Here is a 26,611-nt window from a genome sequence, read left to right as displayed (position 1 = left end):
TATATAAATTTGTTTGAAACCGTTAATTGGGTACTGCTAAGGCCGTCAGGCTAGTCCAGCTTCGGATCGAGCGCATCCCGCAGTCCGTCCCCCAAGAAGTTGAAGGACAGCACGAGGGCAATGATGGCAAGACCCGGATAAATCGCCAGGTAGGAGTTGGTCTCCAGATACGTGCTTCCGATTTTGAGGATATTTCCCCATTCCGGAATATGAGGCTCTACCCCAAGGCCCAGGTAACTCAAACTGCTTGTCGAGATGACCGCCGCACCGATGGTCAACGTCGATTTGACGATCATAGGCGCAAGGGAGTTCGGAACGATATGCTTGAAAATTATCGAAAAATTGCTGGAGCCGAAGGCTCTGGCCGCATCCACGTATTCATACGTGGAGACCAGCATGACATTCGCCCGCATCGTTCGGGCATAGGTCGGGATGGCCCCTACGCTAAGCGCAAGAATAAGGTTGACCGTATTCGCGCCGAATGCCGCGATGATCGCGATGGCGAGCAGGATGCCCGGTATCGCATACAGCACGTCAAGAAGCCGCATGATGATGTTGTCCGTTTGACGGCCGTAATAGCCGGATATGGCTCCAAGGATCCCGCCGATAATCACCGGGATGAGGGTGGATGCGAATCCGACGATCAGCGAGATTCGGGCGCCGAACACGATCCGGGAGAATAAGTCCCGCCCGAAATTGTCGGTGCCGAACGGATACTCCAGACTAGGCGGCAGCAGGATCGCGCTGTAATTGTTGTCGATCGCGATGCTGTAATCAAAGGTGAATACGCTGCATACCGACAGGCAGAACAGAAAGATGACAAAGAACAAACCGGCCATCGCCGTCGAGTTGGCAGTCAGCTTGATCCATACGTCGCTCCAGCGCGTCATCGCCGGATTGCCATTCTTGCGGATTTTTGCCAGCAGGTTAATCCCGAGCACCAGTGCAAAAATGTTGCCGGTTGCCGCTGTAACAATAATCGGCAGCGCGAGCCACACAAGCTTCGGATGCGCATAGTGGCTCGTAACGAACTTAGCAACCAAAAGCAGTGCGATCAGTTGAAGGATTGCAACCACGACGAGGATGAACATCGCCGGTAGAAAAGTGTTCGATACATAAGGCTTGAACAAATTGAGCGCCGAGATAGCGATGACATAGAGCTGGGTTAGCAGCATGTACACCGCAATGGTGTACTCGGGAGGCTTCTGCTGTTTGACGAGGTTAAAACCGAACGTAACGGTAAACAGATTCCCGGTTATGATGCTTAGCAGCTGGATGTATCCGAGCAATCGGGTTGATCGCCTGATGTCCCCGGTCCGAAGAAGGTCCCGCCGGATCAGGAGCGTAATAATCATCTGAACGATCGTAAATAGGGCATACGCAGCAAAGGCGGTAAATACCCAAGGCTTCAGGGCGCCTCCAGCGAAATCAAAGCTGTTCAGCAGCAGGATCACGGACAGAGTCAATGATATAACCCATGTGAAGCTGGCTTGACGGTACTCCGGTGATGATTTCAGCTGGTGTGCAGTGCCTTGCTTAGATTGTAGCTTCTTGATCATGAGTACACCTGCTTTAGTATTGTTTCATCTTGGATCGGATCCGTGGATCGAAGAACGCGTACAAGATATCGATAATGACGTTCACCAGCGATATGGTGATGGCGGTATAAACGACGCCGCCCATAATGGCCGGTATATCAGGGATGAATTGCTTGTCCACGATGTAGCTCCCGATACCGCTAATGTTGAATACCTTTTCCGTAACGGCCGAGCCGCCCATCATGCCCCCGAACTGGAGACCAATGACGGTGATGATCGGAATAATGGCATTGCGGACCGCATGCTTCATGAGAATCGTCTGTTTTCCGAGCCCCTTCGCTCTGGCCGTGATCATATAATCTTCATGGATGACCTCAAGCGTCGAGGAGCGCGTCATTCTGGCTACGGAAGCGGTAAGTCCCGTACCGAGCACAATAACCGGCATCACGATGGACAGCCAATTCTCCGGGTTGAAGGTTGCCGGCAGCCACTGCAGCTTAATCGAGAAATTCAGGATAAGGATTAATCCTTGCCAAAAGTTCGGGATAGACAATCCGATCAGCGCAACGAACATGAACGTATAATCGAAGAACGAGTTCGGTCTGGTTGCCGAAATAATGCCGATCGGCAGCGCGATCGCAATCGCAATAATGAGCGAGATGACGGTCAGCGTCAGCGTGATCGGGAATTTTCGGGCGATGCTGTTCGTAATATCCTCGTTGCCCGAGAACGATTTGCCAAGATCGAAGTAGGCAATGCCCTTGATGTTGTTCCACAGCTGCGTCAGATAGCCTTGATCGAGACCGTGCATTTTATTGAAGGCCGCGATCTGCTCCGGCGTTGCCGTCTCTCCTAAAATATTGGCTGCAGGATTGAACGGCGACAAGTACAGGATGGTAAATACGAGAACCGCTACCCCGAAGATGACGAGAATCGTCATCGCAAGCCGTTCCACAATATATTTCAGATAGGGACTGCGATATAAAAATATAAGAATATACATCAGCAGACCCGGGATCAGTGATATAATGAAGAATAACGGATTGGCGATCAGTCGGTCGAACGTATCGGCCATGGTCAAACGCTTCTTATTATTTAATAGAAGCTCCTTGGTCGTCCGGTCACGGAGCTCCTCCTTAAACCGGGCCTGTGCGATTCGTTCAACTTCCTGCTGGAGCTGCTGCTCGCTGATCTTCTGGTTGAAGAACTCATGCTTGCGCTTCTGCTGCTGGGCAATCTCGCCCTGGAGGGCTTCCAAATACCCGGATGCAAGCATCGCGCTGCGAATGCGGTTCTCAGCGGCTGTAGAGTCGTCCTTCCTTCGCTGAACCAAATAAAAGAGGAAGACCACGAGATTAACGGGTGCTCCCAATAATAATAGTAAGTATTTATAAGAAGGATTCAGAAGGATCTTATGATAAGTGGTGCTTATCGAACCTATGAGTCCGCCTCTTCTAGCTGCTTCCGTCCCCCCCATAAGGTGTCTTTCCTCCTTGTTTCTAAATTGCATTATTCCGAGCGATATAGTATATTTTATTTTGAGATATATTAAAAGTCAATAGATTATTAGCGTCTTACGCGATGACATAATGCATATGGCAGGTGAGGAAGTTGGAACCGATCTTACAGGTTAAAAATTTGAGCGTCGCCTTTCAATCCCGGGATACCGAATTCCATGCGGTGCGCGGCGTCAGCTTCGAGGTGCGTAAAGGAGAGACGCTCGGCATCGTTGGGGAGTCCGGAAGCGGCAAAAGCGTGACAGCTCGCTCGATCATGCGTCTGCTGCCATCCCCGCCTTCTTATATGAAGGATGGGGAAATTCTGTTTCTCGGCCAAAACCTGGCAGAGAAGACGGAGAAGGAAATGGAGAGTATCCGCGGGCGCGATATCGGCATGATTTTTCAGGATCCGATGACCTCGCTCAATCCGACCATTCGAATCGGCGAGCAAATCTCCGAGGGCTTGGTGAAGCATCTGAAGCTGTCCAAGCAGGAAGCGAAGCAGCAAGCGCTGGAGATGCTGAAGCTCGTCGGCATCCCGAACAGCGAAGCCCGGTATAATCAGTACCCGCACGAATTTTCCGGCGGCATGCGCCAGCGGGTCATGATCGCCATCGCCCTGGCGTGCCATCCGGCGCTGCTGATCGCCGATGAGCCGACAACGGCGCTCGATGTAACCATTCAGGCGCAGATCCTGAATTTGATGAAAAATATGCAGGAGCGTTTCGGCTCCTCGATTATTTTAATTACACATGATCTCGGCGTCGTCGCCGGGATGTGCGACCGCGTGGTTGTCATGAAGGACGGCGTTATTGTCGAGACGGGAACGACGGAGGAGATTTTCGAGAATCCCCAGCATCCCTACACCCTGAAGCTGCTCAACGCGCTGCCTCGACTGGACGAGAAGAAGAAGCCGAAGCCGGCCCCTCTGATCGTTCCCGGTACGGATTACAAGGGACCGCTGCTTGAGGTGAAGTCGCTGAAGCAGTATTTTGACATGGGAAAAGGCAAGGTTTTAAAGGCCGTGAACGATATCAGCTTCCATATCCAGGCGGGTGAAACGCTCGGCGTTGTCGGGGAGTCCGGCAGCGGCAAATCGACGACGGGACGAGCCATCCTGCGTCTTCATCAGCCGACGGGGGGCGAGGTGCTGTATCAGGGCATGTCGGTGAACCGGCTTTCGGCTTCGGAGATGAAGGCGATGCGGCGCCATATGCAGATGATCTTCCAGGATCCGTATGCGTCGCTGAACCCACGGCTTAAGGTTCTCGATATTATCGGTGAAGCGCTGGATGTCCACAAGCTGAGCGGCAGCAAGCAGGAACGCAAGAAGCGGGTCGAGGAGCTGCTCGATATGGTTGGTCTGGATCCTTCGTTCGCGACGCGGTATCCGCATGAGTTTTCCGGCGGACAGCGTCAGCGGATCGGCATTGCCCGGGCGCTGGCGGTAGAGCCGAAATTCATCGTCTGCGACGAGCCCTTGTCGGCGCTGGATGTGTCGATTCAATCCCAGATCGTGAAGCTGCTGGAGGAGCTCCAGCATCGATTGGGCCTGACCTACCTGTTCATTGCCCATGACCTGTCGATGGTGAAGCATATCAGCGACCGCGTCGCGGTGATGTATATGGGGAAAATCGTGGAGCTTGCGGAGAGCGAGGAGCTGTACTCCAACCCGCAGCATGAGTATACGAAGTCATTGCTGGCGGCGATTCCGGTGCCTGATCCGAAGATCGAATCGAAGAAAAAGCGGGTAATGCTCGAAGAGCGGACCGGCGAGGATAAGTACAATCTGGAGCATTCGGAGCTGGTGGAGGTTTCGGAAGGCCACTGGGTGGCTATGCCGACCGGGGCTTGACGGTTTGCCGGGTTTCCTGAGGCGCTCGAGCGGCATTGCTCTTGTGAACAGCTTTTGTGGACAGCATTTTGTGAACATATAAATCGTGAACAGCCTCTTCCGGCGGGTTTTGCTGGGAGAGGCTTTTTTGATATACGCTACGTATCTTTTAATACTAATAATGAAGTGCTGCAGCTGCTCACTGAGCAGGCTTATCCGATGAATCTCTTAAATAAACGGTTAAGGAGGGCCCCGGCGTGGCCAGTCTGTCCTGCGTTATATTAGAGTTGCTTACGAGGGCTCGGCGTTGCTGTGCGGCTGTCTAGGGCTGGTGGGGAATTTGGTAATCGGGAGAAGCGCCGGTGTGGCATTTTCGCGGCCTTTCCCTCGATTTCTTGTGATGCCTGATTGCATTCTTTGGGATTTGGTGTATTGAGATTGTATCTTTAACGGCGACCGCGGAAGGCCTTCGTCGATCGTTGCTCGGTATCACATGAAGGTGGTCTAGAGCTGCTGGGGATGTGGAAAAAAACTCCTGAGGAGGGCCATAAAATAGAGGAGTTTGCGGACCGCATGACAAATATATAAAACGTAAAGCGTTCTCACCGGCTGTGACAGCCTGCTAGATTTCCCATTGTACGTACAACAGCTTCGCACTTATGAAGGAGGAACATGAAATGAATCGTTTGCAGCAAGGAGATATTGTACTTTTCCAAGGAGACAGCATTACGGATTGCGGACGTGACCGCAATAATCCGAACAGTCTGGGTAACGGGTATCCGCTGCTCGTCGACTCGTGGTTTGGCATGAACTTTCCTGAAATGAACGTGACTTTTCTGAATAGAGGGATCAGCGGGAACCGCGTGGTCGATTTGAATGCGCGTTGGGAAGAGGACTGCCTGGATTTGAAGCCGAATTGGGTATCGATTTACATAGGCATCAATGATTGCTGGCGCCGTTATGATAGCGGGGATCCGACCAGCACGCAGGACTTCAAGGACGGATATCGGAAGCTGATCGAACGGACGAAGTCGGCCCTGGACGCGAAGCTCATTATGGTCGAGCCGTTCGTGCTTCCGCATCCGGAGGATCGGAGAGCATGGCGCGAGGACCTCGATCCGAAGATCCATGCGGTGCGGGACTTGGCTGCTGAATACGGCGCACTGCTGGTGCCGCTGGACGGGTTGTTTGCTGCCGCTGCGGTGCGGCGCGAAGCTTCCTTCTGGGCGCCGGACGGCGTGCATCCGTCTCCTGCGGGCCATGGCCTGATCGCGAAGGCGTGGCTTGAAACGATGGGTGTGCGTCTTAGCTAATTTAGAATGAGCGTAGAACTTTGAGGTGCGGGAGTATGGCGGGCGCCTTATTTGGCTGGCGCTGGCTTTTACTTTCGGGGTGTGACAAGGCTGCGGGCGGTTGTGTATCGTCCGGAGCCTTTTGTATTTTAGGCAAGCCGGAATTTCTGGTTGGCTATTTATTAGGTAACTTTAGCGGAACAAGTCCCTTTTAAGTACCTGTAGCGGGAGAAAGGCGGTAAGTAGGCGGAACAAGTCCCTTTTAGGTACCTGTGGTGGGAGAATGGAGGTAAATTAGCGGAACAAGTCCCTTTTAAGTACCTGTGGTGAGAGAACGGTGGTAAATAGACGGAACAAGTCCCTTTTAGGTACCTGTGGTGGGAGGATGGAGGTAAATAGACGGAACAAGTCCCTTTTAAGTACCTGTGGTGAGAGAACGGTGGTAAATAGACGGAACAAGTCCCTTTTAAGTACCTGTGGTGGGGAAACGGCGGTAAATGGGCGAAACAAGTCCTTTTTAGGCACTTGTGGCGGGAGAAGGAGGTGAATTGTGCGGAACAAGTCCCTTTTAGGTACCTGTGGCGAGAGAATGGTGGTAGATGGGCGGAGCAAGTTCCTTTTAGGTACTTGCGGCGGGAGAAGGAGGTAAATTGTCCTTTCTCACGCCATCTTATTGCCACCTATCCCTTGTAAAGCATTAACGCGAAAAAATAAGTGTTGACGCTCCTCATTAAATCCTATAGGATTACTTGTATTAAAGTCTTTTTTAGGGGAAACAGGGGGAGAGAGAACATGAGAGGAAGTAAACATGTACGCAGTTTTACGGCGCTCGTGCTCGCATTCGTCATCGTCTTGACAGGCTGTGCCGAATCGGGCAGCGGCGGAGGCAGCAATGCCGGCAAGCTTTCGGACAAGGTGGAGAATCTGCCGGCAGGCATCGCCGAGAAGGATCCGGTCAAGCTGATGGTCGTCCGCAAAATCGGCGGCGATGACCACACGGCGCAATTTTTGGCAGGTGCGAAGCAGGAGGGGGAGGCGCTGGGATTCAAGGTCGATACCTTCTCCGCCAACGGAGACTCCGCGAAGTTTCATGATGCGATCGCTCAGGCGATTGATAGCGATTACGACGGCTTCATCATTTCGCACGGCGACGATCCGGCAACCGTTGAAGACGTGAAGAAAATTACCGCGAAGGGCATTCCGGTCGTTACCTTTGACTCCCTTCCGGAACTTAGCGAAATTGAAGGCGTGACCCAGACCTCGCAGGACGACGAGCAGCTGGCGAAGCTGGCGCTGGACAAGCTGGTGGAAGAGCAGGGGCCGGACGCTAACATTGTGTACCTATGGGTCGACGGTTTTCCGCCGATGGTACGCCGAAATGCGGTTTATCAAGAAACGTTGAAGAATAATCCGGGCATCAAAGAGGTGGAGCGCTTCGGTGTTGCAAGCAACCAAACCTCGCTCGACACGCAGAATGCCGTATCCGCCATCCTGACGAAATATCCGAAGGGCGAGATCGACGCGATCTTCGCGACCTGGGATGCCTTCGCGATCGGCGCCGCGAGAGCGCTTGAGGAAGCGGGACGCACGGAGATCAAAATTTACGGCATTGACGTTTCGAACGCGGACCTGGAGCTGATCCAAAAAGAGAACAGCCCATGGGTAGCGACGGCGGCGGTGGATCCGAAAATGATCGGCGCCGTTAACGTCAGACTGCTGGCCAAGAAGATTGCCGGCGAGGAAACGCCGGAAACCCACAACCTCGAGCCTGTGCTGATTGAACGTTCCAGCCTGGAGGGAGCTTCCGAGGCGGTCAATATGGTGAACCTGGCCAATATTATTCCTGACTGGGGCACCAGCACCGAGTTCGAGGAAGATTGGATGAAGGCCCTTAAAGAAGCAAACGGAAAATAAGCTACGGCATACAGGCGCTCTTATCGGTCATTCGATAAGGGCGCTCTATCCTATTTGAAGGGAAGAGGACATGTGCGAAGCGGTTTGGAGGCAACTAGAACACGCCCGGCTACGGAGCCTGGGGCGGCGCCTTTACTTCAAATGAAGCGAATATCAATTTCATTTCCGGGCGTTAAGGCGCTTGACGCTGTTGATTTTCAGGCGGCCGCCGGAGCGGCGCATGCGCTGATCGGTGCGAACGGAGCCGGTAAATCGACGCTTATGAAGGTTCTATCTGGCGCGTACAGCCATTATGAGGGGGAGATATGGCTGGATGGCCGCCAGGTGAATATCAGGTCCCCGAAGGAAGCGAAGGATCTGGGCATCCAGATCGTCTATCAAGAGGTGGATACGGCGCTCATTCCGAACCTGTCGGTCGGCGAGAACATCATGCTCGACCGGATGGTCCATGATATGGGAGGCCGGCAGGTTATTCGCTGGAACGGGCTGCATCAAGAGGCAGAGGCTGTGCTGGCACGCATGAACATCCGCGTTCCGAGCCGTAAGCTCGTGTCAGAGCTGACCTTGGCGGAGAAGCAAATGGTGCTGATCGCCAGAGCCGTGTCCAAGCAGTGCCGGATTCTGGTGCTGGACGAGCCGACGGCGCCGCTCAGCCACAGCGAAACCGAGCAGCTGTTCAAGCTGGTCCGAAAATTGAAGGAAGACGGGGTAGCCATCATTTTCATATCGCACCGGCTTCCGGAGCTGTATGAAATTTGTGATGATATCACCATCATGCGGGACGGCCGGCATGTCGTAAGCCAGCGGATTGCGGACATCGCTCAGCCGAAGGTGGTGGAGCACATGCTTGGCGCCAAAATGGAGCAGCAGTTTCCGCATATCGAACGGGAGATCGGCCAGGTAGCGTTCGAGGCACGCAGCCTCCATGACCCGGGGAAAGTCCAGCATGTCGATTTCCATATCCGCAAAGGGGAGATCGTAGGCCTGGCAGGCCTCGTCGGCGCCGGAAAAACCGAGCTGTGCCGAGCGGTGTTTGGCGCTTCGAGCACATCCACGGGTGAGATATCCCTGAACGGCAAGCGGCTGCGCATCTCTTCTCCGCACGACGCCGTGCGTCAGGGTATTGCGCTTGTTCCCGAGGAACGGCGCCGGGAAGGCGTGTTCGTGGAGGAGTCGGTATCCGCCAATTTAACGGCTTCTGTACTGTCGCGCTTTACCAAATGGGGCTCGTGGCTCAGCTTCGACAAAGAGAAACAGGCCGCCAGGGACATGATCGACCAGCTTGGCATTAAGACACCGAATGAAAAGGCAAGGGTGAAAAACCTGTCCGGCGGCAACCAGCAGAAGGTGGCGATCGGCAAGTGGCTGCTGGCGGATGCGGATGTGTATATATTTGACGAGCCGACGAAGGGCGTTGACGTAGGCGCGAAGCGGGACATTTTTCAGCTGGTGGCCGAGCTTGCGAAGCGCGGCAAATCCGTGCTGTATGCCTCGAGCGAGCTGTCGGAAATCGTCGGCATTACCGATCGGGTGTACATCATGTATGACGGCGCGATTACGAAAGAGCTGGATACGCGGGCATCCACGGAAGAGGAAATTTTGCTTTATTGCACAGGAGGCGGGTTGACATGAATACAGCAAAACCTTTGAAGGAGAAGCCGGCGGCGAGTTTCGCGTTTGACTTTCTATACAAATACGGCACGCTGATCACGGTCGCGGTGCTCATTCTCGTGTTCGGCACGGTTGCCGACAGTTTCCTAAGCACCAGCAATATCATTAACATCCTCCGCTCGATTTCGATTGTAACGATCATTGCGGTCGGATTAACGGTATCTTTATCGGTTGGCGGCTTTGACCTGTCCGTCGGCTCGACGGCCACCCTTGCCAATGCATTGGTCATCTCCATGTTCGTCTGGCACGGGCAGCAAATCGGCATCGGTATCGGCCTTACGCTGCTAATCTGCTTGGCGGTTGGCTTAATCAATGCCTTCCTGGTCATCAATTTCAAGATCGACGATATGCTGATGACCCTTGCTACGATGTTTATCTTCCAGGGAGTGGCCATGACCTATACCCGGGGGGCAACGATATCGCAAAACATGATCATGCCGAGCGGCGACTTTGCAACCGGAAAAATCCCGACGGCATTCGAAAAAATCGGACAGGTGCCATGGATCATCGTCATTATGGTGCTTGTGGTTCTGATCGTCCACCTGTTCTTGACCTACACCAAGCATGGACGATATATGTACATGATCGGCGGCAATCGCGAGGCGGCGGCGTTATCCGGCATACCGGTGAGCCGATATCGGCTGATCGCATACCTCGTATCCGCCCTGTTCGCGACCATCGGCGGCATTATTCTGGGCGCGCGCGTCATGACCGCAGAGGTGAATTCAGGAGGCCCGTACTTAATGGACGCGGTGGCAGCCGCATTTATCGGCTATTCCGTCTTCGGGGCAGGAAAACCGAATGCGCTTGGAACATTCGTCGGCGCGGTGCTGATCGGAATTTTGCAAAACGGGCTGATCATGCTGTCCGTGCCGTACTATGCCATGGACATCGTGAAGGGCTCCGTACTGGCGCTTGCGCTGGCCCTAACCTATTACAGAAAGAGAAAGTGACGTCCGAGGCGGCAGCTCCTTTCCTTGAGCGGCCCGTTGCAGCATGTGAGGAGATCATCAAGACGAACATTCCGATGTTCGAAAAGGAACCCATTTAAGCCCGGAGCTATAAAGAAAGTTCACAGAACATCGATTACAACCTCAGAATAATCAAAATGGCAGCCGGCGTAACACGGCACCAGAGCAACAGAGCACCAAGGCAACAACAAATGCACCATAGCAACAGAGTGAGCATAGCAAAACAGAGTGAGCAGAGCACCAGAGTATCAGAGAACAATAGCACCAGCACCAGAGCAATAGAGCACCAGAGCAACAGAGCAACAGAGCAACAAAGCAATAGAGCAACAGGCAACAAAGCATCCACAGTTATATATCAAGGAAATAACGATAGAGGCAGTACGGCATAACCCGTGCTGCCTCTTTGCTTGTTCTGGAGAGAGGCTTGCCGACGTGGAGAAAAAGCCGGTAGGTTGGCGGACCTTCCGGCTTTCGCAGCCACAAGGCAGTTGACGGGTCCGGCGCGGATTCATTATCCTTGTAGAAGGCTGACAGATCGGATGAACAATAGAATGAGATGCAGGCAAGGGAGTAAAATGATCCGTAGAAAAGGCAGAGATCGCCTTTGTAAACGGATTTTCTTCCCGAATCATCAGATCAAAATATCGCGGAGCACGGCGATTCAAGCGGCATACATTATGGTCTTGCCCACATCCGGTTCAAATGCACCCGCGGCTTCTTTATTACATAGAAGGGGGACTCATCATGAAAAAACCAACCTTTGTACAACCTGATCCGCAAACCTGGATCGATTCATTCCATTTCGAGATTCCAATCAAAATTCGTTATTGCGAGACGGACATGCTGGGTCATGTCAATAATGTCAGCTACTTCATGTATTTTGAACAGGGACGGATTGAATACTTCGAGCATTTGGGCTTAACCGAGGATTTATTCAGCGAGAAGCATGTATCGGTTGTGGCTGATCTGGAATGCCAGTACCTGGCGCAGCTGTATTTGAAGGATCCGCTTAAGCTGCGCGTCAAAGTGGCTGAGATCGGACGCTCCTCCATGGATGTGCACTACGCCGTAGTCGTGCGCGGCGAGCTGAAAGCCGCCGGGCGGGGGACGATCGTGCTCATCGATACGGCTACCGGCAAGAGTACGCCGATACCGGATGCGGCCAAGGAACGGATTCTCGCTTTTGAAGGAACAAGAACCTAGAGGAAGGGAAGGGATATAAGGATGACTACCCGATTTGCCGTCATCGGCACAAACTGGATAACGGAGCGTTTTCTTCAAGCAGCCCTGGAGGCGGAGGAGTTTCTGCTCGCAGCGGTTTATTCGCGCACGGAGGAGAAGGGACGGGCGTTTGCGGCTAAATATGCAGACCCCGATGTGTACACCGATCTGGATCAAATGCTGCAAGAGGCGGAAATCGACGCCGTATATATTGCAAGCCCGAATTCATACCATGCGGAGCAGGCGATCCGGTGCATGAATCACGGCAAGCATGTGCTGTGCGAGAAGCCGATGGCCTCGAATGCAAGCGAGGTTCAAGCCATGATCGACGCCGCCAAAAGAAATAACGTTCTGCTGATGGAGGCGCTTAAGTCCACTTTGATGCCGAATTTTCAAACGGTGCGGGACAATCTGTACAAGCTTGGCCCGATCCGGCGCTATTTTGCAAGCTACTGCCAATATTCTTCGAGATATGATGCTTTTAAGCAGGGGACTGTATTGAACGCCTTCAATCCCGAGTTTTCCAACGGATCGCTGATGGATCTGGGAATCTACTGTCTCTATCCGATGGTTACCCTGTTCGGCAAGCCGGATACCGTGAAGGCTTCGGGCTATATGCTCTCCTCCGGGGTGGACGGGGAAGGAAGCTTGATTCTGTCATACCCTGAGATGGACGCTGTCATTATGCACTCCAAAATCAGTGATTCCTACGCGCCGGCTGAAATCCAGGGCGAGATCGGGACGATGATCATCGATAAGATCAACCAGCCGTATGACGTGAAGATTCATTACCGGGACGGGACGATCGAGAACGTGACCCAATTGCAGACCCACGAATCCATGTATTACGAAGTGCGGGAATTCATCGATCTCCTAAAATGCGGGGAAAGGGAGAGCGCAGTCAACACCCTGGCGAATTCTCTGATTACTGCAGAAATCATGGAGGAGGCCAGAAGGCAGATCGGACTCGTGTTCCCGGCGGATACACGGAGTTGAGCGGGACTCGAACTTAGCCTAACGAGTCAAAAACCAAGCGGTATATGATATTTGTCATCCCCTCGAAATGACGTTTATGACTACGGTGCACACCTCCCACTGTCTATAATTAAAGAAGACAAGTGCGTGACCGATTCATTTCTAACGTCCTTGCGCCTTAAAACGAGGGGGAAGACAACGATGGCTAAGCCCGATAACAGATTGTCCAGCTTGAAAAAAAACATGACTCCTTTCGAAGTAATTGATACCAAAGCGAGCATTCGCCAGCTGTTGAATACACTGATTCCATTGATACTGCTCTGGTATGCAGCTTACCTGAGCCTTTCGGTATCATATTGGCTGACGCTTCCGATTACGCTGATCGCTTCCGGCTTTGTGGTCCGGACGTTTATTATATTTCATGACTGCTGTCATCAATCGTTCTTTAAGAGCCGCCGCGCCAACCGGATTCTCGGCACGATTACCGGCATTCTGACGCTGTGCCCGTATGAGCAATGGAAGAGTACCCACTCGATCCATCATGCAACGAGCAGCAATCTCGATAAACGGGGAATCGGGGATATGTGGGTGCTGACGGTGGAAGAATACCGCAATGCATCGCTGTGGCAAAGGCTGTCCTACAGAATTTACCGGAATCCGCTTGTGATGTTCGGTCTCGGGCCGATCTGGGTATTCCTCGTCTCTTACCGCTTCAACCGAAAGGCAGCCGGGCGCAAGGAGAAGCTGAACACGTACATTACGAACGGATCGATTCTCGTGCTATACGCTCTGCTATGCTGGGCGACCGGATGGCAGGCATTCCTTCTGATCCAGGCACCGATTTTCCTTCTTTCGGGCATGCTGGGCATTTGGCTGTTCTACGTTCAGCATCAATTCGAGGACACCTATTATGAGCATGATGAAGAATGGAGCTTCGTCAATGCGGCGGTGGAGGGAAGCTCGTATTACAAGCTGCCGCGCCCGCTGCAATGGATTACCGGTAATATCGGATTTCACCACGTCCATCATCTAAGTCCCAAGGTTCCGAATTACAATCTGGAAAAAGCGCATGAAGCTTCTCCGCCTCTTCAGAAGGCAACGACCATCACATTAAAAACGAGCTTCAAATCGATCAGCTTCCGATTATGGGATGAAGAGCGGAAAGTGTTTGTTACCTTCAAGGAGGCCAAGGCGCTGCTGCGCAAGCCGCAAGGATCGGCTTCCGTTCCGGAGGTCAGCGCGATCAAGGGTAGAACGGTCGTGCAGAGTAAATCTTAGCTTGGATTCAGGGTAAGAATAAGGATAGAGGATGTTACGGGGGCACGACGCCCCGCTCAGGCAAGGGAAAGGTATACGGAAGATGAAATTGACCTAATCGGCGGTTACTAAAAGGTGGGACTTCATGCAAAAATGGTATCAGATTTTTCATAGAAGCACGGGGCTGAGCCCTTATGTATGGGTCGTCTTTTATATTCTGCCGTTCTATTTCATCTTCCGGTCAACCTCCACCTACCAGATCGTTATGGGCATCTTGATGATCGGCATGTTCTTTCTATTCTACGTGCTGTCCTTCTTGTCGAAGGGCTGGCTCGTATATTTCTGGACAAGTTTGCAGATTCTCATATCGATCACGATGTCCCTTCTGTTCGGTTACGTGTATTTCTCGCTGTTTCTCGCATTTTTTATCGGGAATATTAAACATAAAGTCGGGTTCATTACGCTGTATTCCATTCATCTGCTGACGACGCTCATTACTGTCAACTACGGCCTGCTGACAAGAAACCCGCTCTTCATTACGCAATTGCCGTTCGTGCTCGTCAGCGTTGTCGGGGTCATCCTGCTTCCGGTCACCAACTATAACCGCAACAAGAACGACCGTCTGCAGGGGCAGCTGGAAGATGCGAACAAACGGATTTCGGAGCTGGTGAAGCTGGAGGAACGGCAGCGGATTGCAAGGGATCTGCATGATACGCTGGGGCAGAAGCTGTCGTTAATCGGCTTGAAGAGCGATCTGGCGGGCAGGCTGATCGCACAGGATCCGGAAAGGGCAAAGGCCGAAATCGACGATGTGCAGCAGACTGCCCGAACCGCCTTAACGGAGGTCCGCGAGATGGTGACCAGGATGAGAGGCACCCGAATTGCGGATGAGATGTTCCGGATTCAGCAGATATTGAAGGCAGCGCAGATTGAACTGACACTAGAAGGTACAACCACGCCGGACAATATCTCGTTAATGAATGAGAACGTCATCAGCATGTGCCTGAAAGAGGCGGTCAACAATATTGTAAAGCACAGCAATGCAACGGTCTGCACCATTTCGATGGAGCAGACCGAGACGGAGCTTATCGTCAGGGTAAAGGATAATGGAACGGGCATTATGGGGCATGCTGTCCATCCCGGCAACGGGCTTCGTGGAATGAGAGAACGTCTGGAATTCGTCAATGGAAGCCTGGAGATTGTGTCGGGCGAAGGGACAACGCTCATTATTCGGGTCCCGAGCGTTCACAGAATGTCGGAAAGGGGGGCGGGGATATGATCCGAATCGTCATCGCCGAGGATCAACGGCTGCTGCTTGGCGCGCTAGCCTCGCTGCTTGATCTTGAACCGGATATGCAGGTGGTCGGAACGGCAGGAACGGGGAAGGAAGCGGTAGAGCTTGTCCGGATCCATAAGCCGGATATATGCATTATGGATATCGAAATGCCGCTCATGAACGGCCTTGAAGCGGCGGAGGCGATCAAGGATAGCGGCTGCAAAATCATGATCCTTACGACTTTTGCGAGACCCGGATATTTCGAACGGGCATTAAAGGCGGGAGCCAACGCCTACTTGCTGAAGGATACGCCAAGCGGGGAGCTGGCCACGTCGATTCGAAGCATTATGGCCGGAAGGCGGATTTATGCTTCGGAGCTTGTGGATGAAGCCTATAGCGGTGAGGAGAACCCGCTCACCGAGCGCGAGAAGGAAGTGCTAGGCCTGATCGCCGACGGCAAGAACACGAAGGAGATTGCAAGCCAGCTGTTTATTACGACGGGCACCGTCCGAAATTATATTTCGGTCATTCTGGATAAGCTCGGCGTTAGCAACCGGATCGAAGCCATTACGCGGTTCAAAGAAAAAGGCTGGTTCAAATAAACAACATAACGATATTCAAGCGATGCGCTTCCGGACAGCCGGGGGGCATCTTTTTTTTTGCATATGAAACCTAGATGCTTGTCTGGTCAGGCTCGATCCATACAGATTCCTGTTGCTCGGTTTGCCTCCCCATACCATTTTGGATATTGCTTCGTTAGTTGGAAATAATGTAGATGCTAATGACGATCTGCCGAAAGCAGCTGAAATGGATGTTCGATCCGTTATTATGATTGGGCAGAAGGAAGGAACTACAGCTATGGACCATATCGTATTTGAAGTCGGAACAGCGCTGCTGCTGGTAGCGATTGCTTCCATCATTGCAGGTAAACTGAGGTTTTCCATCATCCCGTTTCTGATTGTGCTTGGAATGCTGGTCGGACCGCATGCGCCTAAGCTCGGGATTCTGGACTTCCGGTTTATCGAAAGCCAGGAAATCATTCATTTTCTGGGACAGATGGGGATATTGTTTTTGCTATTTTATTTGGGTCTCGAGTTTTCCGTTCAGAAACTAATCAAATCCGGCCGCAATATCGTCGTCGGCGGCTCCATCTATGTGCTGTTGAACTTTGTTCTGGGCCTGGCTTACGGCTTTCTGGTTCAAATGTCTTTCTATGAGACGCTCATTATTGCAGGGATGCTGTCGGTGTCCTCCAGTGCGATCGTCGCCAAGGTACTGGTGGATTTGCGCCGGACCGGGAATGCGGAAACCGAGCTGATTCTCGGGATTATCCTGTTTGATGATATTTTCCTGGCGGTGTTCTTATCGATTATGTCCGGGCTGCTGCTTGGCGGATCCACGACGGTTGGCGGGACGGTCCTTTCGGTCCTCATATCCATCGCGTACATGCTGTTGTTTTTTGTTATCGCGAGAAAAGGGCCTCCGATTCTTAATCGGCTGCTTAATATTACGTCGAGTGAGATTTTTATTATCGTCGTGTTCTCGGCGATGTTCTTTATTGCCGGATTTTCCGAAACGCTGCATGTGGCCGAAGCGATCGGCGCTTTGCTGTTCGGGCTTGCCTTATCGGAGACGGAGCATAGTGAACGCATTGAGCATCTGGTGATTCCGTTTCGTGATTTCTTTGGAGCAATCTTCTTCTTCAGCTTTGGCCTCAGCATTGATCCGACCACACTGGGAGATGCGATCTGGCTGGCGCTTGGAGCGGTGATTTTGACAATCGTCAGCAATATCGTGGCCGGCATGATTGCCGGACGAAAGGCCGGATTGCAGCATAAGTCGTCTCTGAACATCGGCCTTACCATTATGGCCCGCGGGGAGTTTACCATTATCGTGGCCAACCTGGGCCTGGCTGGAGGCTTGGCGGCGGTGCTTAAGCCTTTCTCCGCGCTGTATGTCCTGATTCTGGCGATTCTGGGTCCGCTGTTTGCAAAAGAATCGAAGCTTATGTACCATGGAATGAATAAAATATTCAAATGGACCGACCCCGTAAAGAAAGAGAAGAAGAAGAATGTCTAAGAAGATGAACCAAGCCGATTTACTTTCTGACAAGGAGTCTATATAATCAAGAGATTGAATGAACCCAGAACGGAGGATTTACAGATGAGTATTATTCGCGAATCGGACCTGCCGGGTATCGGGAAGAAGTTTGTGATCCAGGCGAGATCAGGGGATAAATTGGTTGTCGTCATCCACGATGACGGCCGCAGAGAAATGTACCATTTTGAAGATGACAACCCCGATGAGACGATTTCCCAAATCACGCTGGAGGACGATGAGGCCCGTCAAATTGCCGGTATTATCGGCGGCATGACCTACAAGCCGAAGGCGCTGGAGACGATCGAGGTTACGCTTGAGGATCTGATCATCGAGTGGGCGCGTATCGAGCCGCATTACAAATGCGTCGATAAGACGATCGCCGAGCTGGAGGTTCGCCAGAGAACCGGCGCCAACGTGCTGGCGATTGTGAAGCGGAATGAACAGAAGATCAATCCGGGGCCGAGCGATATTTTGACGGCAGGCTCAACGCTGGTTCTGGCCGGCGAGCGGAAGCAGATCAAGCAGCTGAAGGAGCTGCTCGTGAACGGCTAGTTAGAAGCATACGTGCTGCTATTTATGAAAAAGTCTGTCCCAGGGCAATGGACCTTGAGGCAGACTTTTTTTGTTATAAGTCGTCTATTAAATAGAGGCGTGAACCAAGCGAGGAGCGAATTTGGCGTAATGCTCGAATTCAAATCTACCGCGCTTCCGTAGTAGACATGCTGCCCAGAGCCGCACCTCACTTCCTGGCAATGATCATAAACCGGGCGGCGTTCGTCCGAATGCCGCGCGCTTCGCGGAACTCATCGATGAACTGCTGCAAAATGCGGTAATCCTGCTCATCCTCCCCGAAGCCCGGAATGATCGGCGTATGCTTCAGCAGAAAGAGCAGATCCTCGTCGCGTTCATAATATTCGGCAGCATCGTACTCGGCATATTGTACATCGCGAAAGCCTGCTTCCCGTAACTCTGCGATATAGCGATCCCTTAAGGCGCCGTCTTCCTGGTCTAAGGCTTGCCCTCTGCCGAAGGCCTTCTTCAGGTTCGACTTATCGGATTCTCTCACTTGCTGGGTGATGAGTACGCCGTCATCGGTTAATACCCTGGCCGCTTCCGCGGCAGAGAATGGTGCATGCCTGCAGGAGACCAGATTGAACAGCCCTGCCGGGAATTCCAGCCGATCGGCGTTCATCGGGATAAAGCGCGCGTTCGTCACCGAAGCCCGGCGCTGGTTCCGGCTCGCCGCCTCGATCATGGGGCGGGAAAGATCGATCCCGATCAGGAAGGCGAGGGAGGACGCGATAGACAATGCATTCTCCCCGCCCCCGGTTCCGATATCCAGCAGACAATCGGTTTTCCGGCACGCTTGCCGCACCGTATCGTAGAAATCCCATGCCGCGCCTTCGCTTATGCATCGGACTTGGCTGAAGTCCCAGCCGTTGATGGCCCCGATCGCATCATAAAAATGCTCGTAAGATTGTGAATTCATGGTTAGCTCCACCTTTCGTCAGGAGAATATTGGACGCTTGCTGTTGGTCACATTCGCCTTAGGAGGAGCGGATACCGGGTCATGGCGTGCCCGGATTGTTATCGTCCGGCAGGCGGGTGCATGCGGAAGACTTCTTTTTTAGCAGTGAATAAGGGCATATCCACCAGTCGGGTCATCCGGCTATATAAGAAATAGGCGAAGATATGCTTGCAAGGCCAGCATAGCTGTTTTAGCCTTAATTAGGCAGATACCCTTGACCAGCCCTTGGCTGCCAAGCCCGGTTCTACTCCTGCCCATGCCGTCTACTTCGAACGTTTGGGATCGACATTCCATTCACCCCGATTTTTAAAAAAGGTTATATTCATTGTACGCCAAGGAATTTGCCGGGAACAAGCCGAAATACATAAGAGGTGCGAACCCAAAATCTTAAGTAATTGTTAAGAACTTGGAAGCCTCGCGTTAAGAACTGTCATGTATACTGTGTGAATCCGAATCGGCCACAGAGAAAAATCCGGATGAAAATGAGAGGTATAGTTATGAACAAAAGCATTGCAACCCAAAGGGAGCGCCTGCCTGAACTGCAGCTCGTGCGCGCATTCGCGATTATCGGCGTGCTGTCCGTCCACTCGACGTCGTATGCGGTATCGGCCATGAAGGAATCCCAGTACTTTTTTCTCTACAATTTCATGAATATCTTCATGAAATACGGGACACCGACATTTATCTTTTTGAGCAGCCTGGTCCTATTCTACAACTACTACAGCCAGCCGATGACCAGGCAGCGGATCGGCGGGTTTTATAAGAAAAGACTGCTGTATATCATCATCCCGTACACGCTGTTCTCCATCTTCTATTTCGGTCTGCTGCACTTCCTGTACTACCCGGACCGATCGCTGGCGGATACGGTTGAAAGCTTCTTCACCAAGCTGGTGACGGGCAAAGCCTACACGCATCTGTATTTCGTATTCATCAGCATTCAGTTCTATGTGCTGTTTCCGCTTGCTTGGTGGCTGTTTAAAAAAGTGCCGCAGCTTACGAAGTGGGCCATCCCGATCGGCCTGGCGATCCAGTGGGCTTTCGTGTTTCTGAACAAATATTACTGGCAGGTGCCGAATAAGGGAAGCTGGGCGCTGACGTATATCGCATACTTCATGCTGGGGGCCTTCGTCGGCATTTATTATCCGAAGCTGAAGGCTTGGCTGGTAGTTAGCCGCTCGAACGCCACGCCGGTCCGCACCGTTTCATGGATCCTGCTGTGGCTGAGCTGGGCGGCTTGCGGGCTTGGGCATGTGTACATTTATTACACGAACCGTTTATACGGGACGGCGTACAATTCGACGCTGTACGAGCTGATGTGGAATGCGCATACGTATTTGGGGGCGATTGTGCTGCTTCAGCTGGCGTCGATCGTGTACCGAACCTTCAAGGGGGGCTTGACCCCAGCGCTGGAGCGGCTGGGCGCGGTATCCTTCGGGATCTATCTGATTCATCCGTTTTTCCTGCTGGTTTATCGGCAATTCCCGCTATCCACGGGTAATTCTGTCCTGACCCATGCTTGGTATGCGGGCGGCTTCTTGGCTGCACTGTTCTGCTCGTGGCTTGTCGTGGAGTTGACGGTCCGATATCTTCCTGCCTCGTGGCTCGTATTCGGGAATGTGCCAAAAACAGAGAAAAGCCGGAGACGGCAAGAGCAGCAGGGAGTGCCGTTATCCAGATAGTGCTGCGCGATGCTTACCGGCAGCGGTACAGGTGCTGCGCAGGAAGGCGGAACCCTGGGGAAGTGCGACGGCAGCGCGCATGTGGTAGCATGGTGGCATACAAACAACAACTTAGGGCCTGTGCGGGACTGTCCTGAAAGACACGGGGCATAAGGCTGCAGCATTTTTATAGGAGGGGCCATGTCTGGAGTAACCATACTGATGGTCGACGATGAAGTCGAAATTATTAAACTGATGGAAATCTATGTGAAGAATGAAGGCTATACGCTGCTTACCGCCAACAGCGGAATTGAAGCGCTGGAGATTTTGAAGACGCATAAGGTGGACTTGATTATTCTGGACGTCATGATGCCGAAGATGGACGGCATTCAGGCATGCATGAAAATCCGGGAGGAGAACAACACTCCGATCATCATGCTGTCGGCGAAAAGCCAGGAGATCGATAAAATCGCAGGGCTCAGCATCGGGGCGGACGACTATGTCACTAAGCCCTTCAGCCCGCTGGAGCTGATTGCCCGCATCAAATCCCAGCTTCGGAGGTATAAACAGCTGAACAGCAGCACCGCCCGGAATGAGAACGAAATCCAAATCGACGAGCTGATCATCAACGCCGCTTCCCACCGGGTCACGGTGGCGGGCGAAGAGGTCAAGCTGACGCCAAGGGAATTTGATTTGCTGCATATGCTGGCGATCAATCGGGGGCTCGTGCTCAGCATGGACAAGATCTATACGGAAGTATGGAACGAACCGTTCATGGAATCAAAGAATACCGTCATGGTACATATTCGCAAGCTGCGCGAGAAGATCGAGAAGGACCCGCAGCATCCGCAATATATTAAAACGGTTTGGGGGATCGGGTACAAAATCGAGTAGACTATAGCAGAGGTGACTAATTTGAGAAGAATACAGCCGGATAACATCCGCATCAAAATGCTGCTTATGCTGCTTGCAAGCATCGGCATAACGGCAGCCCTGCTGGTTACGCTCTATGCTTTAAGTTCCCTGATCCTGACGGTTCCAACGCTGAACGTTCCCTTGGCCTGGGTGGTCAACAATATCGGGTCGGAGCCGGTTATGATTGTGGTTGGCATGATCCTGTTCTTCGTCAGCTATTACATGAGCACGAAGTGGTTCGTCCGCGATCTGGCGAAGATCGAAACCGGCCTGCAGGAGGTCGTCAGCGGCCGCTTCGATTATAAAATCGACCTCTCTTCCCGGGACGAGCTGGGCCGTGTAGCCGAGGGCATCAACCGAATGGCCGACGAATTGAATGTTTACCTCGAAGAAATTACGCGCGGTCTCCGGGAAATCGCCAAGGGCAATTTCGATACCGAAATCCCGGAGCATCCCGGAAGCCAGCTCGGCGAGGTGGCGGCCAGCATCAATCAGATGAGCAAGCAGCTGTATCAATCGATACTGGAGGAGCGCCGTGCCGAGAAGACGAAGAACGATCTGATCACCGGCGTTTCCCATGACCTGCGGACGCCGCTGACGTCGATCCTGGGGTTTCTGGAAGTGATTGAGGAGGATCGCTACCAGGATGAAGTTGAGCTTCGATATTACGTGAATATCGCCTACGAGAAGGCGCAAAACCTGAAGAGGCTGATCGATGATTTATTCGAATATACGCGGATCAACAACGGATTGCCGCTCGAGGTGCAGGAGATCGATATGGCGCAATTCATCCGGCAGCTGATCGAGGAGTCGGTTCCGGCTTTGGAAAAATCGGGTATGGAATGCCGGCTTGAGGCCGAGGATGGGCTCACGATTATGGCTGACGGCAGCCAGCTCGTTCGCGCTTACGAGAATTTGATGTCCAACGCGATCCGGTATGGCGCCTCAGGCGGAGCTGTTGATATTGCAGTTTGGGAGGTGGACGGCTTCGTCCTGGTCAGCTTCACGAATTACGGCGAGCCGATTCCCGAACGGGACTTGCCGTTCATCTTCGACCGCTTCTACCGTGTGGAGAGCTCGCGTTCGAAGCAGACAGGCGGAACCGGCCTAGGTCTCGCAATCACGAAAAGCATTGTCGAGGTCCAGGGCGGCGAAATCTCGGTGCGCAGCGATCGCCAGAGCACAACCTTCGCGACGCGGTTTCCCAAAGCGAAAGCCAATCAAGAAACAAAAGGGAGATGACAATGATGAAGAACGTATACGAACCGGGGCGGAAGCGGCTGGCAGCAGTCATGCTGGCCGTTCCGCTCTTGACCGCCTCGTCTTGGGGCGGGGTTGCCGGCGCTGATCCGGTTAGCGGGGCAGCAGTCCAGGAGAAGCAGAGCGCAGCTTCTGCAGGGGCTGTTGCTCAAGAGTGGCAAGGCACAGCTTCGGGTGAGAAGGCAGCCCAAGAGGGGCAAGGTGCAGCTTCGGGTGAGAAGGCAGCCCAAGAGGGGCAAGACGCAGCTTCGGCTGGGGCCGCAGATCAAGAGGATCCAAGTGCAGCTTCGGTCGGGCAGGCAGCTCAAGATGGGCAAGATGCAGCTTCGGCCGGGACGGATGCCTCGAGCGACGCAGTACAACCCGCAGGCTCTTCCGCTGGGGCGGAAGCTTTAACGCAAGGCACGGAGACGCAAGGCAACAAGCTGGTAATATCTACGGGATCCGCTTCTTATATATTCAATGGGAAGCCGGTAGCCGCCGCGCAGAAGATGATGATCCGAAAGGGGTACAGCTATGTGCCGGTCAGCACGATGGCCAAGCTGTACGGCTGGGGCTTGTCTTATGACGCGAAGACCAAAGAGGCTGTCGTAAAGGGAAGCGAAGGAGAGTGGCGGTTCAAGAACGGAAGCTCGGCGGTCCGTAAGGATGGATCGACGGTTCGAATGGATGCGCCTGCTACTACATACCGGGGGAGCATGATGGTGCCCGTCCGGAGCTGGGCCAAGCTGACGGGAAGCAGTCTTGCGGTGACAGGTAACAAAGTTACGTTAACCTGGGGCAAGCGATTGACGGCAGCTTCACCTCCTGTTGCCGACTTCACGACGGACAAGATAGAATACCGTCTGGGCGAGCCGGTGGTCTACCGAAATACGAGTCATGATCCGAAATATAAGATCGTGAAGGAAACGTGGAAGGGAAATGAGCCGGCATTCTTCACACCCGGCGAGCATGAAGTCACGCTGGAAGTGATAAACAGCGAAGGCGTATCGGCCTCGGTCCGCAAGACGGTGAACGTGGTGGATGAATGGCTGTACACGAAGGAGCAGTATGATCGTTTATATACCCCCATGGGTAATAAATTCGATATCGACGGCGCATCTGTACTGATGATGGACGAAATTTCTTATTCAGTCACCCCGGACGAAAGCCAGCAGTTTATACGCAGCAACAGCCCGGAGCATTTAACGGAAGAGGGCATTGCTTATGAGGATACGCTAACCGGCAACGTGCGGATTAATATTCATAATCAGAACCGCTCGAAGAAGGACTTGAACGTCTACCTGATCGCTACCAACCCTGGTAACTCCGCTGCTTCGGTCAAGGTGGGCGCGGCCGGGATCGGCGGCCCGGCCCAGTATGTATCCACGAGCGGAAAGGCGGCGGTGACCCGCTATTTGGAAGCCTTGAGCTCCGGCGGAATATCGGATACGGTACACATTCCGGCCGGTGAATCGGCCGTGCTGCTGCAGGAATGGACGAAGCTTCCGTTGAAGCCGAGCCAGGTCCGGACCATCTACGCGGATCTGGAGCTCGAGGGCGACATCAAGCTGTCCGTCGTTGCGGTCGACCCATCGCGCGATCCGGTGGCCGCGCTCAAAGAGCTGCCGGTGCTTCCGCGGGACGGCAAGCATGTACGCGGAACGTTTACCGGCGCAGACCGGGAGGTCCAGGTCGACGGCGTCGTCGGCGAAAGCCCGCAGCGGCTTGTGCTCGGGGATCCTTCGCTCGACGGGTATTTGGAAGGCGTGGATGCCGTTACCGGCGAAGCCGAGAAGAATATTGGCAACACCGGCGTGCTCTATTCGATGAGCCTGAAAGTAGCGCCGAATACCCTGGTCGCGCTGAATGCGCGTGGCGGGCATTATGCGGGCGCCCTGCTCGTGAACGGCGAAGTGGTGCAGATGACAAGCGGCAGCATTTTGAAAAATTCATCCGAAGCCGGCGTCCTGTACCGGACCGGAGCGCAGGAGGAGACCGTTCGAATCGGCTTCATTCCCGCGTCGGGCAGCAACCTGCCGGTGCATATGCTGTTTATGCCGCTGCCTGAGCAACACGATTGATGAAGCTCGTGAACGCCCCCTTGATAGGGGGCTTTTTTTCGTCGGTTCGGCAGTAAGATGGTCGGACAGAGAGCCTTGACCATCTTTCCTGGGCCGGTGTGAACTTTCTCGTTCCCGGTCTCATTTCCAATCCTGCTCCCTGATGCCTCCGCATCCCGGCATCGACTTTGGGCCTCTGTTGGAGAAACAGCGGGACCCATAGCCCGTTGGTTGTCTTTTATCCTCCATCCTTAACATGATCTTGCCAAGCGGCTCCATTTATTCAGCAACCTTTAAGCGCTTCTTAAGATCTGCCGGCGACTTCCGTTAAGATGTCTTCCTTATACTGTGTCTCAGATACAGACAAGGAGGCAGTGGAATGAAGAAATCATGGGGTACATTCACGAACAAATTCAAACTAACGAAGATATTGCCAGCATTGGTGCTCGCGGCGACCGTCCTTGTGACGGGATGCGGGACGCCGGTACCGGATGAAGTGACGATATCGCTGGACGGGAAAGAGTTCAAAGAGCCTGCTGCGGAGATTTATGAGGGACAGCTGATGGTTCCCGCATCGTTTATACAGCAAGCGTTAGGCAAGCGGGTGGAATGGGAGAAAGAGACCGATAAGAAGGGTGAGGAAGAGAAAGAAAAGGCCAAGGCCGTACACTATTCCGGCAAGGTTGGCGTCCTGATGTATCATGACATCATGGAAAAGCCGGACCGGGACGACATCTTGTCCACCCAGCAGTTCAAGCAGCAGATGGAGCTGCTTCGTAAGGAAGGGTTTGTGCCGATCAGCATGGATGATTACTTGGATTTTATCGGGAAGGGGAAACCGGTCCCTGACAATGCGGTACTGATTACGTTTGATGACGGGTACGAAAGCTTTTACCAACTTGCCTACCCGATTCTCAAAGAATATAAATATCCGGCCGCAAACTTTATCATCGTATCGAGCATCGATAAGCCTGCTGCCAGCGGCAGACCGAAGCTGACCTGGGATCAGATGCGGGAGATGGCACAGCATGACATTGGCTTCTATAACCATACCTATGATATGCATCGATACGGGGATACCGATGGGAAGGGCAGAAAGAAGCCGGTAACGACCCGAAATCTGTACCTGCCGGATGAGAAGCGAATCGAGACGGAGGATGAGTATAAACAGCGGGTGAAGGACGATCTGATTCGCGCCGAGGCAAGGCTGAAGGAGGAGCTCGGCAATACCCGGAGCGCGGTAGCTCTGCCGTATGGGGCTTACAACGACAAGCTGCTGGCCGTGCTGGATTCCATCGGCGTAGAGGCTTCGTTCATGGTGAAGGAAGGCCGGAACGGAAGCGGTGACCGTAACGGATTCCGAATCAATGGAGGAAGATCCGATCAAAGTCCGGAGGCGGTCATTGCGAAGCTGAAGGGGCAGGATCCGACCAAGCGCAAGCTGGTGACAGGAGAGGGAGCCAAGCTCAAGATTGACGGGGAGGCCGTCCAGTTTTCCAAAATGCTGACCGGAGTGGCGACGGAGGATATCCTCGTTCCGCTGCGAGAGATCTGCAAGAAGTATGAGATCAAGGTGGATTGGAACCATAAAAAGAAACGGGCGGTCATGACCACATCCCAGGCCGCGGATGCGGGCGGCATAGAATAGGAATTTCGCAAG

At 53.1% G+C, this 26,611-nt stretch carries 20 protein-coding genes; 17 read left to right on the top strand and 3 right to left on the bottom strand.

The features are described from left to right. Positions 1–50: 50 nt before the first annotated feature. Positions 51–1,559, bottom strand: coding sequence for an ABC transporter permease (locus tag NST44_RS29890; RefSeq protein ID WP_340901355.1), 1,509 nt, complete (start codon positions 1,557–1,559; stop codon positions 51–53). 13 nt (positions 1,560–1,572) lie between these two features. Next, positions 1,573–3,015: an ABC transporter permease gene (locus tag NST44_RS29885; RefSeq protein WP_340901352.1), complete on the bottom strand. Its 1,443-nt coding sequence runs from the start codon at positions 3,013–3,015 to the stop codon at positions 1,573–1,575. A gap of 134 nt (positions 3,016–3,149) precedes the next feature. Here NST44_RS29885 and NST44_RS29880 point away from each other — a divergent pair, with 134 nt between their 5' ends. From NST44_RS29880 to NST44_RS29825, 12 genes are all read left to right on the top strand, one after another. Then, positions 3,150–4,892 (top strand): ABC transporter ATP-binding protein, encoded by a 1,743-nt coding sequence (locus tag NST44_RS29880; RefSeq protein WP_028407035.1) that lies wholly within the window; start codon positions 3,150–3,152, stop codon positions 4,890–4,892. Positions 4,893–5,548: 656 nt separating this feature from the next. Beyond that, the gene (locus tag NST44_RS29875; RefSeq protein ID WP_007131573.1) at positions 5,549–6,184 is read left to right on the top strand and encodes an SGNH/GDSL hydrolase family protein; all 636 of its coding nucleotides are present in this window, start codon (positions 5,549–5,551) and stop codon (positions 6,182–6,184) included. A 771-nt stretch (positions 6,185–6,955) separates the two neighbouring features. Continuing rightward, positions 6,956–8,077 carry a sugar ABC transporter substrate-binding protein gene (locus tag NST44_RS29870; protein ID WP_007131574.1) on the top strand — a complete coding sequence of 374 codons (1,122 nt, stop codon included), beginning with the start codon at positions 6,956–6,958 and terminating at the stop codon, positions 8,075–8,077. Between the two features lie 141 nt (positions 8,078–8,218). Further along, positions 8,219–9,709: a sugar ABC transporter ATP-binding protein gene (locus NST44_RS29865; protein ID WP_340901351.1), complete on the top strand. Its 1,491-nt coding sequence runs from the start codon at positions 8,219–8,221 to the stop codon at positions 9,707–9,709. Beyond that, positions 9,706–10,701, top strand: coding sequence for an ABC transporter permease (locus NST44_RS29860; protein ID WP_007131576.1), 996 nt, complete (start codon positions 9,706–9,708; stop codon positions 10,699–10,701). The genes NST44_RS29865 and NST44_RS29860 overlap by 4 nt, the downstream gene beginning before the upstream one ends. A 762-nt stretch (positions 10,702–11,463) precedes the next feature. Beyond that, the gene (locus NST44_RS29855; RefSeq protein ID WP_007131577.1) at positions 11,464–11,922 is read left to right on the top strand and encodes an acyl-CoA thioesterase; all 459 of its coding nucleotides are present in this window, start codon (positions 11,464–11,466) and stop codon (positions 11,920–11,922) included. A 21-nt stretch (positions 11,923–11,943) separates the two neighbouring features. Then, positions 11,944–12,936: a Gfo/Idh/MocA family protein gene (locus NST44_RS29850; protein WP_007131578.1), complete on the top strand. Its 993-nt coding sequence runs from the start codon at positions 11,944–11,946 to the stop codon at positions 12,934–12,936. Positions 12,937–13,116: 180 nt separating this feature from the next. Further along, positions 13,117–14,193: a fatty acid desaturase gene (locus NST44_RS29845; RefSeq protein WP_007131579.1), complete on the top strand. Its 1,077-nt coding sequence runs from the start codon at positions 13,117–13,119 to the stop codon at positions 14,191–14,193. A 124-nt stretch (positions 14,194–14,317) separates the two neighbouring features. Further along, entirely contained in the window at positions 14,318–15,451 is a 1,134-nt protein-coding gene (locus NST44_RS29840; RefSeq protein WP_213616688.1) for a sensor histidine kinase, read from the top strand. Continuing rightward, positions 15,448–16,050: a response regulator transcription factor gene (locus tag NST44_RS29835; RefSeq protein WP_007131581.1), complete on the top strand. Its 603-nt coding sequence runs from the start codon at positions 15,448–15,450 to the stop codon at positions 16,048–16,050. The genes NST44_RS29840 and NST44_RS29835 overlap by 4 nt, the downstream gene beginning before the upstream one ends. Positions 16,051–16,306: 256 nt before the next feature. Then, positions 16,307–17,527, top strand: coding sequence for a cation:proton antiporter (locus NST44_RS29830; protein WP_340901350.1), 1,221 nt, complete (start codon positions 16,307–16,309; stop codon positions 17,525–17,527). An 84-nt stretch (positions 17,528–17,611) separates the two neighbouring features. Beyond that, positions 17,612–18,100 (top strand): cation:proton antiporter regulatory subunit, encoded by a 489-nt coding sequence (locus tag NST44_RS29825; RefSeq protein WP_007131583.1) that lies wholly within the window; start codon positions 17,612–17,614, stop codon positions 18,098–18,100. Between the two features lie 187 nt (positions 18,101–18,287). On the opposite strand, the gene NST44_RS29820 is transcribed toward NST44_RS29825, so the two are convergent. After that, positions 18,288–19,037 carry a class I SAM-dependent methyltransferase gene (locus NST44_RS29820; RefSeq protein WP_007131584.1) on the bottom strand — a complete coding sequence of 250 codons (750 nt, stop codon included), beginning with the start codon at positions 19,035–19,037 and terminating at the stop codon, positions 18,288–18,290. 536 nt (positions 19,038–19,573) lie between these two features. On the opposite strand from NST44_RS29820, the gene NST44_RS29815 reads away from it, so the two are divergent. From NST44_RS29815 to NST44_RS29795, 5 genes are all read left to right on the top strand, one after another. Then, positions 19,574–20,755 (top strand): acyltransferase, encoded by a 1,182-nt coding sequence (locus tag NST44_RS29815; RefSeq protein WP_007131585.1) that lies wholly within the window; start codon positions 19,574–19,576, stop codon positions 20,753–20,755. A 180-nt stretch (positions 20,756–20,935) separates the two neighbouring features. Next, positions 20,936–21,628, top strand: coding sequence for a response regulator transcription factor (locus tag NST44_RS29810; RefSeq protein WP_007131586.1), 693 nt, complete (start codon positions 20,936–20,938; stop codon positions 21,626–21,628). 57 nt (positions 21,629–21,685) lie between these two features. Further along, complete coding sequence (locus tag NST44_RS29805) at positions 21,686–22,891, top strand: sensor histidine kinase (protein WP_376773072.1); 1,206 nt, start codon at positions 21,686–21,688, stop codon at positions 22,889–22,891. A 2-nt stretch (positions 22,892–22,893) separates the two neighbouring features. Further along, entirely contained in the window at positions 22,894–24,972 is a 2,079-nt protein-coding gene (locus NST44_RS29800) for a stalk domain-containing protein (RefSeq protein ID WP_340901347.1), read from the top strand. Between the two features lie 358 nt (positions 24,973–25,330). Continuing rightward, positions 25,331–26,599, top strand: a complete 1,269-nt coding sequence (locus tag NST44_RS29795; protein ID WP_251537169.1) for a polysaccharide deacetylase family protein — start codon at positions 25,331–25,333, stop codon at positions 26,597–26,599. The last annotated feature ends 12 nt before the right edge of the window (positions 26,600–26,611 follow it).

Origin of the sequence: Paenibacillus sp. FSL W8-0919 (assembly GCF_038003785.1) — a bacterium.
Lineage (GTDB): Bacteria > Bacillota > Bacilli > Paenibacillales > Paenibacillaceae > Paenibacillus_AQ > Paenibacillus_AQ lactis.
This window is presented reverse-complemented; position numbering and strand designations above follow the sequence as displayed.

Bases quoted from the DNA above. Each gene is read 5' to 3' on its own strand.
- NST44_RS29805 (WP_376773072.1), top strand. From the start codon at position 21,686: ATGCTGCTTATGCTGCTTGCAAGCATCGGCATAACGGCAGCCCTGCTG.
- NST44_RS29845 (WP_007131579.1), top strand. From the start codon at position 13,117: ATGGCTAAGCCCGATAACAGATTGTCCAGCTTGAAAAAAAACATGACT.
- NST44_RS29865 (WP_340901351.1), top strand. From the start codon at position 8,219: ATGAAGCGAATATCAATTTCATTTCCGGGCGTTAAGGCGCTTGACGCT.
- NST44_RS29815 (WP_007131585.1), top strand. From the start codon at position 19,574: ATGAACAAAAGCATTGCAACCCAAAGGGAGCGCCTGCCTGAACTGCAG.
- NST44_RS29820 (WP_007131584.1), bottom strand. From the start codon at position 19,037: ATGAATTCACAATCTTACGAGCATTTTTATGATGCGATCGGGGCCATC.
- NST44_RS29840 (WP_213616688.1), top strand. From the start codon at position 14,318: ATGCAAAAATGGTATCAGATTTTTCATAGAAGCACGGGGCTGAGCCCT.
- NST44_RS29870 (WP_007131574.1), top strand. From the start codon at position 6,956: ATGAGAGGAAGTAAACATGTACGCAGTTTTACGGCGCTCGTGCTCGCA.
- NST44_RS29800 (WP_340901347.1), top strand. From the start codon at position 22,894: ATGATGAAGAACGTATACGAACCGGGGCGGAAGCGGCTGGCAGCAGTC.
- NST44_RS29850 (WP_007131578.1), top strand. From the start codon at position 11,944: ATGACTACCCGATTTGCCGTCATCGGCACAAACTGGATAACGGAGCGT.
- NST44_RS29855 (WP_007131577.1), top strand. From the start codon at position 11,464: ATGAAAAAACCAACCTTTGTACAACCTGATCCGCAAACCTGGATCGAT.
- NST44_RS29835 (WP_007131581.1), top strand. From the start codon at position 15,448: ATGATCCGAATCGTCATCGCCGAGGATCAACGGCTGCTGCTTGGCGCG.
- NST44_RS29795 (WP_251537169.1), top strand. From the start codon at position 25,331: ATGAAGAAATCATGGGGTACATTCACGAACAAATTCAAACTAACGAAG.
- NST44_RS29875 (WP_007131573.1), top strand. From the start codon at position 5,549: ATGAATCGTTTGCAGCAAGGAGATATTGTACTTTTCCAAGGAGACAGC.
- NST44_RS29890 (WP_340901355.1), bottom strand. From the start codon at position 1,559: ATGATCAAGAAGCTACAATCTAAGCAAGGCACTGCACACCAGCTGAAA.
- NST44_RS29885 (WP_340901352.1), bottom strand. From the start codon at position 3,015: ATGGGGGGGACGGAAGCAGCTAGAAGAGGCGGACTCATAGGTTCGATA.
- NST44_RS29825 (WP_007131583.1), top strand. From the start codon at position 17,612: ATGAGTATTATTCGCGAATCGGACCTGCCGGGTATCGGGAAGAAGTTT.
- NST44_RS29810 (WP_007131586.1), top strand. From the start codon at position 20,936: ATGTCTGGAGTAACCATACTGATGGTCGACGATGAAGTCGAAATTATT.
- NST44_RS29860 (WP_007131576.1), top strand. From the start codon at position 9,706: ATGAATACAGCAAAACCTTTGAAGGAGAAGCCGGCGGCGAGTTTCGCG.
- NST44_RS29830 (WP_340901350.1), top strand. From the start codon at position 16,307: ATGGACCATATCGTATTTGAAGTCGGAACAGCGCTGCTGCTGGTAGCG.